Annotated in this window: 11 protein-coding genes; 9 read left to right on the top strand and 2 right to left on the bottom strand. The window is 57.6% G+C overall.

Going from position 1 to position 13,663, the window contains the following annotated elements:
• Positions 1 to 32 precede the first annotated feature (32 nt).
• Positions 33 to 1,433 (top strand): PLP-dependent aminotransferase family protein, encoded by a 1,401-nt coding sequence (locus KW848_RS01865; RefSeq protein ID WP_218535073.1) that lies wholly within the window; start codon positions 33 to 35, stop codon positions 1,431 to 1,433.
• 112 nt (positions 1,434 to 1,545) lie between these two features.
• Positions 1,546 to 3,192 (top strand): phosphoglucomutase (alpha-D-glucose-1,6-bisphosphate-dependent), encoded by a 1,647-nt coding sequence (gene pgm / locus KW848_RS01860; RefSeq protein ID WP_218535069.1) that lies wholly within the window; start codon positions 1,546 to 1,548, stop codon positions 3,190 to 3,192.
• A gap of 62 nt (positions 3,193 to 3,254) precedes the next feature.
• Here pgm and KW848_RS01855 read toward each other — a convergent pair whose 3' ends face one another.
• Complete coding sequence (locus KW848_RS01855; RefSeq protein ID WP_123364433.1) at positions 3,255 to 3,950, bottom strand: pirin family protein; 696 nt, start codon at positions 3,948 to 3,950, stop codon at positions 3,255 to 3,257.
• A 280-nt stretch (positions 3,951 to 4,230) separates the two neighbouring features.
• On the opposite strand from KW848_RS01855, the gene KW848_RS01850 reads away from it, so the two are divergent.
• Positions 4,231 to 6,705: a UvrD-helicase domain-containing protein gene (locus tag KW848_RS01850; protein ID WP_218535066.1), complete on the top strand. Its 2,475-nt coding sequence runs from the start codon at positions 4,231 to 4,233 to the stop codon at positions 6,703 to 6,705.
• A gap of 66 nt (positions 6,706 to 6,771) precedes the next feature.
• Here the strand turns inward: KW848_RS01850 and KW848_RS01845 are convergent, their stop codons facing one another.
• Positions 6,772 to 7,044 carry a DUF1652 domain-containing protein gene (locus tag KW848_RS01845; protein WP_111449976.1) on the bottom strand — a complete coding sequence of 91 codons (273 nt, stop codon included), beginning with the start codon at positions 7,042 to 7,044 and terminating at the stop codon, positions 6,772 to 6,774.
• A 263-nt stretch (positions 7,045 to 7,307) separates the two neighbouring features.
• On the opposite strand from KW848_RS01845, the gene KW848_RS01840 reads away from it, so the two are divergent.
• From KW848_RS01840 to KW848_RS01815, 6 genes are all read left to right on the top strand, one after another.
• Positions 7,308 to 8,123, top strand: coding sequence for an AraC family transcriptional regulator (locus tag KW848_RS01840; protein WP_218535064.1), 816 nt, complete (start codon positions 7,308 to 7,310; stop codon positions 8,121 to 8,123).
• A gap of 50 nt (positions 8,124 to 8,173) precedes the next feature.
• Positions 8,174 to 9,577, top strand: a complete 1,404-nt coding sequence (locus KW848_RS01835) for an FAD-binding oxidoreductase (RefSeq protein WP_218535062.1) — start codon at positions 8,174 to 8,176, stop codon at positions 9,575 to 9,577.
• 47 nt (positions 9,578 to 9,624) lie between these two features.
• Complete coding sequence (locus tag KW848_RS01830; RefSeq protein ID WP_218535060.1) at positions 9,625 to 9,966, top strand: cupin domain-containing protein; 342 nt, start codon at positions 9,625 to 9,627, stop codon at positions 9,964 to 9,966.
• 47 nt (positions 9,967 to 10,013) lie between these two features.
• Positions 10,014 to 11,099: a polyamine ABC transporter substrate-binding protein gene (locus KW848_RS01825; protein WP_192408490.1), complete on the top strand. Its 1,086-nt coding sequence runs from the start codon at positions 10,014 to 10,016 to the stop codon at positions 11,097 to 11,099.
• 182 nt (positions 11,100 to 11,281) lie between these two features.
• Positions 11,282 to 11,731 (top strand): hypothetical protein, encoded by a 450-nt coding sequence (locus KW848_RS01820; RefSeq protein ID WP_218535058.1) that lies wholly within the window; start codon positions 11,282 to 11,284, stop codon positions 11,729 to 11,731.
• Positions 11,732 to 12,152: 421 nt separating this feature from the next.
• On the top strand, positions 12,153 to 13,610 hold the full coding sequence (locus tag KW848_RS01815) for a serralysin family metalloprotease (protein ID WP_218535056.1): 1,458 nt from the start codon (positions 12,153 to 12,155) through the stop codon (positions 13,608 to 13,610).
• Positions 13,611 to 13,663: the final 53 nt, after the last annotated feature.

Here is a 13,663-nt window from a genome sequence, read left to right as displayed (position 1 = left end):
GATGACGTTCATACGGCATTCGGCCCTCGCCCATGAAAGGGCCACGAGAAACTGACTTCGCGTATCAGGCGGTGTACCGATATCTGACTAACCTGATCAACGAACCGGTCAGTGACACGCGAGTCCGTCTGCCTTCGTTGCGACAGTTGGCGGAGCGTCTGAGCGTGTCTATCTCGACCATTCAGTACGCTTATTCGCTGCTAGAGAAGGAAGGGCGCGTTTATTCGGTGGCCAAGTCCGGCTATTACGCGTTACCGGTGTCCTCCATCAGCACGCTCAGCAGTGGCAACGACCTGCTGGAAACCGTTTATGTCAACGCCAGACGTCCCGGAATGCTGGTCTTGAGCGCCGATGAACCGGCGTTGTTGCAACCCCTCGACAGTCCGTTGTTACTGCTGGAACGAGAACTGCTGCGTCAGTATCCGCGTCAGCCGCAACCGACATCGCAACCTTGCGGCGAGCTGGAATTGCGCATTGCCCTGGCAGCGCGCTACACCACCTCGCCGCTGCGCTGCTGGCACGCCGACGATGTCTATATTGGCGCTGACCTGCGTGGCGTGCTGGAAATTCTGATCGCGGTGTTGAATCTCAAGGACGCCACGGTGTTGGTCGAGTCGCCGTGCGACTGGGCGATTCTGCGGTTGCTCCAGGCTGCGCAGGTGCGAGTGATCGAGCTGGCGGTGCAATCGAGCGGTGGCCTGGACGTCGAATGGCTCAAGGAGCTGCTGGAGACCGAGCCGGTGCGGCTGGTGATGGTTTCATCCGGGCTGAACATGCCGCGAGGCAGCCGGGCACCCGATGACAACCGACAAGCCGTCGCGCAGTTGCTGGAGCGACATGGCAGTTGGGTGTTGGAAAACGACTGCTACGGCGAACTCGGATTCGAACCGGACGGCCAGCGGTTTCGCGACTTGCTGGACCCTGATCGGCTGATCGTGTTTTCCACCTTCGAGAAAATCATCGGACCGGAGGCGCCATACGGCTATCTGCTGTCGCGGCATTTCAGTGCTGAACTGCAACGGTACTTTCTGCTGCGGTCGTTCCGCTTGTCACCGATTCGCCAGAAAGCCATCGCCCGCCTGTACGGCAATGGACGTGTCGATCAGCACCTTCAGGTATTACGGCGGATGCTCAAGGACCGCAAGGTGCAGATGACGCAGCTGTTGCAGGAGCGTCTGGGCGATGCCTTGCACTTTGTCGACCCTCAGGGCGGGGCGACCGTGTGGGTTCGTTCTCTGCGCCAGGTCGATGTACGTCGGGTGTTCCAGCGTCTGCTCAAGCATCAGGTGGTGATCGCGCCGGGAGAGCTGTTCAGCCTCCAGGGCTTGCATGCGCAACACTTGCGCCTGAGTCACACCTTCGGCGGTGATCACGACCTTGGCGCGGCAATGGGCTTGTTAGGGGACGCCTTGCGTCTGGAATCGATCGATTGAACCGGGGTCACACACCCTGCGCGACTCTCATGGATCGATCCCATCGCGCTACGGTCAAACTGCCAGTAAACTGCGTTCCTATTCCTGAACCACTCTACTTCAGAGGTTTTGCATGACACTCAGTCCTTTTGCGGGCAAACCGGCACCGGTAGAACTGTTGGTCGACATCCCGCGACTGGTAACGGCCTATTACACCGGTCAGCCCGATGCCGCCATTTCGACCCAGCGCGTAGCGTTTGGCACATCCGGGCACCGAGGCAGCTCGTTCGACTTGAGTTTCAACGAATGGCACGTTCTGGCGATCAGCCAGGCAATCTGTCTGTACCGCGAAGCCCAAGGCATTGACGGTCCGCTGTTCGTCGGCATCGACACCCACGCGTTGTCCACCCCGGCCGGCGCCAGTGCCCTTGAAGTACTGGCCGCCAACGGCGTGACGGTAATGATCGCCCAAGGTGACGAATACACCCCGACACCGGCCATTTCCCACGCCATTCTCTGTTACAACCGCGGACGCACGTCGGGCCTGGCGGACGGCATCGTCATCACGCCGTCGCACAATCCGCCGCAAAGCGGTGGCTACAAATACAACCCTACCAATGGTGGCCCGGCCGATACCCACATCACCAAGTGGATCGAAGCCAAGGCCAACGAACTGCTGAGCAACAAGCTCGCTGGCGTCAAGCGCATCAGCTACGAGCAGGCGCTGAAGGCCAGCACGACCCATCGTCACGACTACCTCAATACCTATGTTGCCGATCTGATCAACGTGATCGACTTCGACGCCATCCGTGATGCCAAGCTGCGTTTGGGTGTCGATCCGCTGGGCGGAGCAGGGGTGCGCTACTGGTCGGCGATTGCCGAGCATTACCGCCTGGATCTGGAAGTGGTCAACCAACAGGTCGATCCGACCTTCCGCTTCATGACGGTCGACTGGGATGGTCAGATCCGCATGGACCCATCGTCCACTCACGCCATGCAGGGCCTTATCGGTCTGAAAGAGCGTTTCGATGTGGCTTTCGCGTGCGACCCGGACCACGATCGCCATGGCATCGTGACCCCGTCCGGTGGTTTGCTCGCGCCGAACAACTACCTTGCCGTATCGATCGATTACCTGTTCCAGAACCGTCCGCAGTGGCGCGCCGATGCGGCCGTGGGTAAAACCGTGGTCAGCAGTGGCTTGATCGATCGCGTGGCAAAACGTCTGGGGCGTCGCCTGTACGAAGTGCCGGTCGGCTTCAAGTGGTTTGCTGACGGCCTGTTTGACGGTTCTCTGGGCTTTGGCGGCGAAGAAAGCGCCGGCGCTTCGTTCCTGCGCAAGGATGGCAGCGTCTGGTGCACCGACAAGGACGGCTTGATCCCGGCACTGCTGGCCGCAGAAATGACCGCCCGCACCGGCCGCGACCCAAGTCAGGCCTATCGCGCCTTGACCGACGAACTGGGCGAACCGTTCTCGGTGCGCGTCGATGCCAAGGCCAACCCTGAGCAGAAGGCCCTGCTGAGCAAATTGTCGCCGGACCAGGTCACTTCGACCCAGCTGGCGGGCGAAGCAATCCAGAGCATCCTCAGTCATGCACCGGGTAATGACCAGGCGATCGGTGGTCTGAAAGTCATGACCGAGAACGGCTGGTTCGCGGCGCGTCCGTCGGGCACCGAAGACATCTACAAGATCTACGCTGAAAGCTTCGTCAGTGACGAACACCTCAAACAATTGGTGGCAGAAGCGCAAACACTGGTGGACGGCGCAATCTCTGCGAAGTAATCCAGAATGTAAAAAGGGGCGGCCATGACGGTCGCCCCTTTTTTTGTCCCGCGTTTACCCGATCAAGCCAGGTCCACCAGGACGATTTCACTGTCTTCGATGGCGGTCACCCGCAACACTTGCTCATCGGCAACCGCAATGCCGTCTCGAGCTTGTGCACGTAAGCCATTGACTTCAATGATGCCGGTGGCCGGTACCAGATAGGCTCGACGGCCATTGTCCAGGCGATACTCGGCGGATTCACCGGCCTTCAGGTTCGCGGCCACCAATCGCGCATCGGCTCGAATCCGCAGGCTTTGATCGTCGCCGGCCTTACCGCTCGCCAGCGTCACGAAACCCTCACGCTGGCCTTTTGGAAAGGGCTTCGCGCCCCAGGACGGTGCCAAACCGGTTTCGTTCGGGATGATCCAGATCTGGAAGATCCTGGTCTCCGTGGCTTCCAGGTTGTATTCACTGTGGGCGATCCCGGTGCCGGCGCTCATGACCTGAACGTCGCCCGCTTCGGTACGACCCTTGTTGCCCAGGTTGTCTTCGTGAGTGATTGCGCCTTCACGGACGTAAGTGATGATTTCCATATCCCGGTGCGGGTGTTTCGGGAACCCGGTGCCAGAGGCAATCACGTCGTCGTTCCACACCCGCAGGTTGCCCCAGTTCATGCGTTTTGGGTCATGGTACTCGGCGAACGAAAAGTGGTGATGAGCATCCAACCAGCCATGGTTGGCGCCGCCCAGGGATTTGAAGGGTCTGAGTTCAAGCATGATCGTCTCCTGAAAAGGTTCGTCATGGGGCAGAGCTACTGAGCCACGAAACGCGAACCGGTGGTTGATGGGGAGCATCATCTATCAGGCATTGATCGATAAAAAGCGTAAAAAATGCCTCAATACAATCGAATAATTTGATATCAAATCACCTCGAAAGATTCTCACCCAACCTTCACTTCATCGCATAAGCCAATGACCTGTAAGCATTTCACTAGAACTGAACGGCAAATGCAGACACCATAGCCCTCAACAGCCTCACACCCTGGAGTCAGCCCGCGTGCCGCAACACACCCCCGATCTTCCTCCTGAACTTCGTCCCCTGGCCGAGATGCCGCTGCTCAAGCGTCTGGCCGCCCGGTTCTTTGGTCATGGCCTGACGCGTCTGCGCGCACAACACCGGGCATCCTGGCTGCACGGCCAGGCCGACGGATTTCGCAGCGGGCACAGTGCCGGGGTGGATTACGGCTATAAGGAAGGCAAACTTGAAGGGTTGGAGGAAGGCCGGCAGGTATTGTTGATCCGCGACTCGCGCTCGACTGAACACCGGCCACCCAACGTTGACGAGAATCTGTTCGACGATTGGCGTCTGCCGTTGAGCGCTGAGTTGAAGAAGCGCATGAAGACGGATGTCGCTCGACTGCTGCCACCGCACGCCCAGCCCAGCGCCGCGCAGTGGAAAATGATCTTCAGTGACACGCCGTCGACCTCGGTGATTGCCGGCGCGGGTGCCGGTAAGTCGACCACGTTGGTGTTGCGTATTTTGCTGCTGACCCATTATCTGGGGTTCGAGTTGAGTTCGATGACGGTGGTGACCTTTACCCGTGAATCGCGCAAAGACTTCATCAACAAACTGATCGAGCTGTTTGCACTCTGGGGCCGGTCGCTCAGTTTCAAAGAGGCGCGCGATCTGGTGCGCACCTTCCATTCAAGAATCCTGCCGATGGTTCGCAGTCTGCCGGGTTTCGAGCGGCTGCAAGCCTTCGAAAACCTCAGTCACCGTGCGCAAAGCGGCGATGAGGAGGTCGACAGCAATCCTTTCGATCTGCGCATCAACGACGCCCAGCGCCAACAACTCAACGCTTGTTATCACAGCCTGCACACCCGTGATGAGCGCTTTCGCGAATTGATCAAGCCATTGTCCCGTCATGCGCTGCAACTCAAGGAGCTGGAGCGCGATCACCCGGACGTGCAGAAACGCATGGCCGTGACCGAACTGGCCGCCAAGCGTGATGAAGAACTCTGCGACGCTATCGAAGATTTGTGGTTTCGCGCGGGTGCCTGGCCAATCAAAGGCATCGAGCCGAAGCGCCACACATTCGATATCAACGGCTCGACATTTCATTGTCATGGCTATATTCCGAGCCTGGACGCTTGGGTGGTGCTGGGATTCGATCCCCGGGAAAACCCGCAGGTCAGCCGCCCCAATGCCAAATTGAGCGTGCGCGCGGAATGGGCTGTAAAACGCACCCTGTTTCAAGCTTTCTGTCGTAAACCATTGATATGGCTTGATAGTTACGAGTCATCAAAGCGTGTATTGGCGTCTCTTGGAGGCGATGCCAGTGCCGGGCCGGGCTTCGATTACAAGGTCAAGGGCGAGCTCAGCTCTGCACCGTTACTGGACTGTTTTGTCGCTGCCGCCGGATTTATCGAGAATCTTGGCCTGGATGTACCCAATGCCGTGGGCCAGATGAGTTTTGCCAAGGACGACCCCGACCGGTTTTTCTTCGAGGCCTTGAGCCTGTACTGGCGAGCGCTGGAAGATCATCTGCTCGATCAGAAGCCACCGGTGATGACCTATAACCGGATGTTCGCCTTGTTCAGTGAACATTCGCCGGAAAACCTGAAGCTGCTGAGCGATGAGCTGCTCAGGCCGATGTCGCACCTGATGATCGACGAGTTTCAGGACGTATCGCCGCAGATCGTTTCCTGGATTCGCGCGAGCCTGGCGGAAATCCGCAGTCGGGGGCCGGCCATGCACGTGGGGCGCGGCGCACAACGTTCGTCGTTGCTCTGTGTCGGCGATGACTGGCAATCCATCTACGGCTGGCGGGGCAGTTCGCCGACGTACTTCATGGAATTCAACAAGGAATTCCCTTCACCCAGCACGACCAAAGTCATGCTGAGCGACAACTACCGCAGTCACCAGCACATCATCGATGCTGCCGAACATATCGTTCGTGCGGCGCCGGCGATTGCGGGCAAGAAGGCCAAGGCCAGTGGCGAGCCGAAGGCATTACTGCCGGTTAACGTTCTCGATCGTGACGATCAAGGCATGGCCAAACGCCTGATGGAGCATTACAAAAAGGGCGATTCAATCTTGATGCTTTATCGAAAAAGCAGCGATAAGTTGTTGATAGAAGAGCATATTCAGTCTGTAGTTAATGTGGATTCTAGCTTGCCGTATGAAGCGCGAAGGCTCAAGCAACTGACTTATCACAGCGCCAAGGGACTTCAGGCCGACGCCGTGTTCCTGCTGGGTGATTGTCAGCACCTGACCAGTTCACCGTACAAGAACCAGGTCTACCGCATGGCAGGTCTGGGTAAGTCAGGCGACAGCGAAGCGTACGACAGCGCACAGAAAGACGAGATCCTGCGACTGGCTTACGTCGGCATCACTCGGGCGGTGAGTCATTGCTATTGGTATGTCGATGGGCAAGACACCCAGGCGGCCAACCTGCCTAAAGCGTCCGATCGGATCGGCAAGGGCAAGGCGTTCTTTGCCGACCACCGACAGGGCAAGACATCGGCGTGAACCGTAAAAAATCGTCGCGCACAAAAAAGCCCACTTAACGTGGGCTTGTTGTTGAAGGTACAGCCTTCAGGCATAGCTCCTGAGGGCGGCTGGCGGAATGAAAGCCTCAAGCTCGTCTTCCACCGCTTCGATTATTCGTTCTACATCCGCAGCATTCATTACTGTCGCGCAAGGAATTCCGGCGATGGCGATCATGGTCTCGCCACTGGCACGGTCAAATAGACGGGCAATCATGCTGCCCGGCGCATCCATGCTCGCCTCGAAACCCATGGGATGAAAATGCCAGCGCATCAGCTGGCAGGCGTTTGGAAAGGTGACTTTGCTGAACCCTCTATTCATATATAGCCCGCCTTATTCATCGAGCGCTTCCTTTAGCTCATGTTAGGAGGGAAGAACCTTCAATGGCTCAACCGGTGACTGCCTTTAAAAGTAGCAGCCAAATGTGAAAACAATGTGGTTTTTTCAGGCCGTTTAGCGATTGGTTCAGTTTTTTTGATGCAGGTCATGGAAATGGTCGGTGTTCCGCCGTTGGCCACCAATGGTTGGTCATTGAAGCTGAGACGGAATTTCGGCAAGCTCGGCTTTTTCTCGCCGAGTCCTTTATGCACGCCGATGATGATGGTCCGCTGCAAACCCTGGCCACGGGCGACACGGTGATGCGTTATCACTTGCGCTGGAAACACCGGGACCTGGATGGGGTGATGGCGCTCTATCATCCAGAGATCCAGTACAGCGATTTTTTCCAGAACCGTGTGATGGGGCTGTCCGAATTACGTGAATATGTGCGCAACAGCATGCCCCGCGATCCCGATGAGGCCCTGGAGCACTCGGACCGTATTCGTCTGGACGGCAACACGGCGTTCATTCAGTACCGTATAACCCTGCGCGGCGGTGAAGGCCTGGTGTCATTCAGGGCCAGCGAGGCGATTACCGTACGTGACGGACTGATCTGGCGGGTCAACGAATACGCCTCGCTGGTGCATGAACAGCCCTCCAGCAAAGCCGCCAGCAGCCAACGCCCGGCGGTCAGTCGGCTCGGGCTGTCTGCACGCCAACTGAGTTTCATGGCTGAAGACTTGCAGCAATATTTTCAGCGCCAACAACCTTATCTCGATCCCGAACTCGACCTGCAACGGGTGGCGAAGGAGTGCGGGTACAGCCGCAATCAGATTTCCTATCTGCTGAATCAGGTGCTTGGCCAGAGCTTCTACCGATACGTCAACCAGGCGCGCCTGCAGCATTTGCTCACGGCACTGGATAACGCCACGCCGCCACTGCGTATCGACGAACTGGCGTTTGCCGCCGGGTTCAATTCGTTGTCGGCGTTTTACAGCTGCTTCCGTCAGCACACCGGCCAGTCGCCCAAGGCCTACGTAAAACAAATTTCTTTGCGTGCACGCGCGCAAGACAGCCTCTGAGTCCACGCACTAGGATCGACGCCATCGAAGTTTGAGTGGCGGAGTCTTGCATGTCGGCGTGGCGCACTATCAGTTTGTGGATGGATCAACTCGACGAGCCATTATTGGCGCGTCCGGCGCTGGAAAAGGATCTGGACGTCGACGTCGCCATCATTGGCGCCGGATACACCGGCCTCTGGACCGCGTACTACCTCAAACGCCAGGCGCCCGACCTGAGCATTGCCATCGTTGAAGCGCAAACCGCCGGTTTTGGCGCCTCGGGGCGTAACGGCGGCTGGCTGATGGGCAATGTGCTGGGCGAAGACCGCTTGCTCGCCGACTTGTCGCCTGAACAGCGCCGGGCTTCTTTCGATTTACTGCACGGCATTCCGGATGAAGTCGGAAGGGTCCTCGAACGTGAAGGCATCAACTGCGATTACCGCAAAGGCGGGGCGCTGTATTGCGCTGCCCGCTATCCGGAACAGGAAGCCAGCCTTCGGCACTATCTCGACACGCTCTATCGCCAGGGATTGACCGAAAGTGATTACCGCTGGCTAAACCCCGAGCAGTTGGCGCAACAGATCAGAGTCGCCAAACCTTATGGCGGTATCTATGCACCGCACGTTGCGACCCTTCACCCGGCAAAGTTGGTGCGAGGTCTGGCTCGGACGGTGGAGAAAATGGGCGTCAGGATTTACGAGAACAGCCCGGTCACCCAATGGCAATCGGGTGGCCTGCACACGGCGAAAGCCTCGGTTCGTAGCCGTTGGATCGTGCCGGCGGTCGAAGGTTACTCAGTCACCTTGCCACCGTTGGGGCGTTATCAGCTACCGGTGCAAAGCTTGATAGTGGCCACCGAGCCGTTATCCGCTGCCACGTGGGATGAAATCGGCCTGAGTCGCGGCCAGGCCTTCAGCGAAAACAGTCGCCAGGTCACTTACGGTCAGCGCACGGCTGACAACCGGTTGGTGTTCGGCGCTCGGGGCGGTTATCAGTTTGCTGCCAAGTTGCGCCATGACTTCGACTTGACCACCAGCGAAGTAGAGCTGCGGCGCTATCTGTTTGGCGAACTCTTCCCACAACTCAAGAGCGTGCGGATTACCCATGCCTGGGGCGGCAATCTGGGAATGTCCCGGCGTTTCAAGCCGCACATGCTGTGCGATCAGGCCAGCGGCATCGCCTTGTCGGGAGGCTATGGCGGGGAGGGCGTTGGTGCCAGCAACCTGGGCGGCCGGACGCTGGCCGACCTGATTCTGCAGCGCGATACCGAGCTGGTGCGTCAACCGTGGGTCATTCAGGGAGGGCTCGACGCGCTCCGGGCCTGGGAGCCGGAGCCCTGCCGCTGGCTTGGTTACAACGCGATCATCCGCAGCTTCGTCCATGAAGACCAGACCCTGGCCAACCCGGCCACCGCACCCTGGCGTCGCAAACTGGCCACCGGTATTGCCGGCTTCATGGAAGGTTTCATGCAGTAAATGGTGCGTTCTTCATCTAAAGGCTCAATCGATCGACAGGTACTCCCATGAGCATCACGCAATTCAAGAACACCGCAACCCTGGAGCTGGAAGCGTCGAATCCGGTCGCCGTACCACTGGGCTTGCCCGTGGCAGTGGCCTCGACCACCAGCGTTGAACGCGACGATGGCGTCGAAACCGGCGTCTGGGAATGCACGCCCGGACGCTGGCGACGGCAGATCGTCGCCCAGGAGTTCTGTCACTTCATCCAGGGGCGCTGCACATTTACCCCCGATGACGGTGAAACCCTGCACATAGAAGCCGGCGATGCACTGATGTTGCCAGCCAACAGCCTCGGTATCTGGGATATCCAGGAAACCGTGCGCAAGACCTACGTTTTGATTTTTTGATCCTCTGATTGCCTGCCAACAACAACAAACCCATCAGGAATCGACTCATGATCCGAAAGACACTGACTCTGGCTCCCCTTGCGCTTTTCGCGACCCTCGGCCATGCGGCCGAAACCGTCAAGATCTACAACTGGTCGGAATACATCGCCCCGGACACCACCAAAAACTTCCAGAAAGAAACCGGCATCGCGTTCAGCTACGATGTCTTCGACAGCAATGAAACCCTCGACGGAAAATTGATGACCGGCAAATCCGGCTACGACGTGGTGTTTCCGTCCAACCACTTCATGGCGCGGCAGATTCAAGGCGTGGCGCTGAAGAAGCTCGACAAGAGCCAACTGCCGAACTGGAAAAATCTCAACCCGGCGCTGCTCAAGGCCTTGCAAACCAATGACCCCGGCAACGAACACGGCTTCCCGTACCTCTGGGGCAGCACCGGCATCGGTTACAACATCGCCAAGGTCAAGGCTGTGTTGGGTGATAACGCGCCAGTGGATTCCTGGGACCTGATTTTCAAACCCGAAAACATGCAAAAGCTGCAGAAGTGCGGCGTGGCCATCCTCGATAACGGGCCCGAACTGTTGCCGGCGGCCCTGAACTACCTGGGCCTGCCGCATCACAGCAAAAACCCGGAAGACTACAAAAAGGCTGAAGCGCTGCTGATGAAAGTCCGCCCGTATGTCAGCTACTTCCACTCGTCCAAGTACACCAGCGACCTGGCTAACGGCGACATCTGCGTGGCCGTCGGCTTCTCCGGTGACATTCTGCAAGCTGAAAACCGCGCGAAAGAAGCCAGGAACGGCGTCGACATCGGCTATTCGATTCCCAAGGAAGGCGCCGCGATCTGGTTCGACATGGTCGCCATGCCGGTAGACGCCCCGGACGAAAAGGCCGGTTATGCCTTCATGAACTACCTGCTGCGCCCGGACGTCATGGCCAGCATCAGCAACTACGTGCACTACGCCAACGGTAACGAACAGGCCGACAGCCTGATCGACCCGGCGATCAAGAATGACACCAAGGTCTACCCGAGCCCGGACATGATGGGGAAATTGTTTGCGCTGGAGGCGATGCCGCTGAACATTGACCGGGTTCGGACGCGGGTTTGGAACAAGATTCGGACGGGGAGTTGAAGCATTAGAAGTGTTCAGAACGGAAGCGCTAGCTTCCGTTCATGGAAACCGAGCTGCCTGATATCACGAAAAAGTATAACTAACTGTCATTTATGACAGTCACAAAGCTCTCGTGCGATTGGTTCAATGCTTTGACGGCTGATGGTCGTCAGGGAGGACTGATTTTTAATCGAGGATTTGTTATGTCTACGCAAACGGATGTCATGAAGGGGACGGTCACCGAAGAGGGTGCCGAAGAGATCGAATATCTGGCTACGCACGTGGGTAGGGCAGAACCGCAAGGCCAACTCCATGTTTGGGGAATAATGGTTGACGGGGAGCAAGGAGAGGTGTCCGGGGCCGGCAAATCAATTAGTTTTACTCTTGATAACAATGACTTACCTGGCGGCACATACGATGTGAACAGCCGTGAGGTAGTAAGCGCATCCTACATCATTCAACCTTTTGGTCCCGTTTTTGAAGCAGAGAAGGGGTTCATCGAGATTGAGAGGCACACTGGCGAACCACTTCGCATTAACGGGCGCATGGCGTTCCGCGCGAGAGCCAAGAACGGCAGGTACGTTGATGTCAATGTGGTGTATGCGATAGAAGGCATCGATGTGCCGCCTGGACGCAAAAAGCTTCAGGATTGATCTATCAGTGGAGAGCGGCGGGATTTATCTGGTCGGTAATTCCTTCCGCGACCTTGTTACACGCAGTACTCACCAAACGTTTAATTGATTGATGGCAATGCGATGGCACCCATATTAATAAGTTCAGCAAAGTGAGACCCCATCGACAAAAAGCAACTTACCTCTATTTAATAATTAAATAACAAATCGTCAGACAATTTGCGCAAATCGCCATCTAACAAACAATATTTCGACAGCACAGGCATTGTTTCCGGGTACTTGCAGGAACAACTCAATTTGACGTCAAAAAAAATGTAGACGTTTGATTTCAAATTGTGTCAGTTTTCTTTCGCCTTCATTGGGCGAGTGATAGGACGATCTCGCCAGAGATCGTTGCTGTCTGACAAAAAACTGTTCCATAGCTAAACAAGGAAGTGTGTTTATGTCGAAAGTAAAAGACAACGCTATTGATACCGCCGCACAGGCGTTCCAGCCACTGCAAGCATTGGCTGCATCCAGTTCTGCGTTCAACCAGATCAATAGCTTCAGCCATCAGTATGATCGGGGCGGTAACCTCACGGTCAATGGCAAACCCTCCTTCTCCGTCGACCAGGCAGCGACCCAGTTGCTGCGCGATGGTGCTGCCTACCAGGACAAGGACGGCAGCGGCAAAATCGAACTCACCTACACGTTCCTGACCTCTGCGTCGTCGAGCACCATGAACAAGCACGGGATTACCGGGTTCAGCCAGTTCAGCGCTCAGCAGAAAGGCCAGGCCGTGCTGGCCATGCAATCCTGGGCCGACGTGGCCAATGTCACGTTCACCGACAAGGCCACGGGTGGCGACGGTCACATGACCTTCGGCAACTACAGCGGCGGCCAGGATGGCGCGGCGGCCTTCGCCTATCTGCCTGGTACGGGCGCGGGTTACGACGGTACTTCCTGGTACCTGACCAACAGCAGCTACACGCCAAACAAAACGCCGGACCTGAACAATTACGGCCGACAAACCCTGACCCACGAAATCGGTCACACCCTGGGCCTTGCCCATCCTGGCGACTACAACGCCGGCGAGGGTGCTCCGACCTACAACGACGCGTCCTACGGGCAAGACACCCGCGGTTACAGCGTCATGAGCTACTGGAGTGAAAGCAATACCAGCCAGAACTTCAGCAAGGGCGGTGTCGAAGCTTATTCGTCCGGTCCGCTGATGGACGATATCGCGGCCATCCAAAAGCTCTACGGCGCCAACACCACCACCCGTACCGGTGACACCACTTACGGCTTCAACTCCAACGCCGGGCGCGACTTCCTGAGCGCGACTTCGTCGTCGGACAAGGTTGTGTTTTCGGTATGGGATGCGGGCGGCAAGGACACCCTGGACTTCTCCGGTTTCACCCAAAACCAGAAGATCAACCTCAATGAGGCCTCGTTCTCCGACGTTGGCGGCATGGTGGGTAACGTGTCCATCGCCAAGGGCGTCACCATCGAAAACGCTATCGGCGGTTCGGGCAGCGACCTGCTGATCGGCAACAGCGTGTCCAACGAACTGAAGGGCGGTGCCGGCAACGACATCCTCTTCGGCGCGGGCGGCGCAGACAAACTGTGGGGTGGCGCCGGTTCGGACACCTTCGTGTTCGCCGCCAGCAGCGATTCCAAACCCGGTGCTATCGATCAGATCCTCGATTTTGTCAGCGGCCTGGACAAGATCGACCTGACCGGCATCACCAACGGCGCTGGCCTGCATTTCGTGAACGCGTTCACCGGTGCGGCAGGCGATGCGGTGTTGACCTCTTCGGGCGGCAATAGCCTGTTGTCAGTGGACTTCTCCGGGCATGGGGTGGCTGATTTCCTGGTCAGCACCGTGGGCCAGGCGGCTTACTCCGACATCGCTGCGTGATGTGAGGTGAAAAGGAGAGCGGCGCAGACGCGCTGCTCTCTGCCCCTTGATTG

The sequence above is a fragment of the Pseudomonas sp. PDM25 genome, assembly GCF_019219045.1.
Taxonomy (GTDB): Bacteria; Pseudomonadota; Gammaproteobacteria; order Pseudomonadales; family Pseudomonadaceae; genus Aquipseudomonas.
Note: the sequence above shows the minus strand (reverse complement) of the source record. Positions and strands in the feature narration are given on the sequence as shown.

Bases quoted from the DNA above. Each gene is read 5' to 3' on its own strand.
- KW848_RS01830 (WP_218535060.1), top strand. From the start codon at position 9,625: ATGAGCATCACGCAATTCAAGAACACCGCAACCCTGGAGCTGGAAGCG.
- KW848_RS01815 (WP_218535056.1), top strand. From the start codon at position 12,153: ATGTCGAAAGTAAAAGACAACGCTATTGATACCGCCGCACAGGCGTTC.
- KW848_RS01845 (WP_111449976.1), bottom strand. From the start codon at position 7,044: ATGAATAGAGGGTTCAGCAAAGTCACCTTTCCAAACGCCTGCCAGCTG.
- pgm (WP_218535069.1), top strand. From the start codon at position 1,546: ATGACACTCAGTCCTTTTGCGGGCAAACCGGCACCGGTAGAACTGTTG.
- KW848_RS01820 (WP_218535058.1), top strand. From the start codon at position 11,282: ATGTCTACGCAAACGGATGTCATGAAGGGGACGGTCACCGAAGAGGGT.
- KW848_RS01865 (WP_218535073.1), top strand. From the start codon at position 33: ATGAAAGGGCCACGAGAAACTGACTTCGCGTATCAGGCGGTGTACCGA.
- KW848_RS01835 (WP_218535062.1), top strand. From the start codon at position 8,174: ATGTCGGCGTGGCGCACTATCAGTTTGTGGATGGATCAACTCGACGAG.
- KW848_RS01825 (WP_192408490.1), top strand. From the start codon at position 10,014: ATGATCCGAAAGACACTGACTCTGGCTCCCCTTGCGCTTTTCGCGACC.
- KW848_RS01855 (WP_123364433.1), bottom strand. From the start codon at position 3,950: ATGCTTGAACTCAGACCCTTCAAATCCCTGGGCGGCGCCAACCATGGC.
- KW848_RS01840 (WP_218535064.1), top strand. From the start codon at position 7,308: ATGCACGCCGATGATGATGGTCCGCTGCAAACCCTGGCCACGGGCGAC.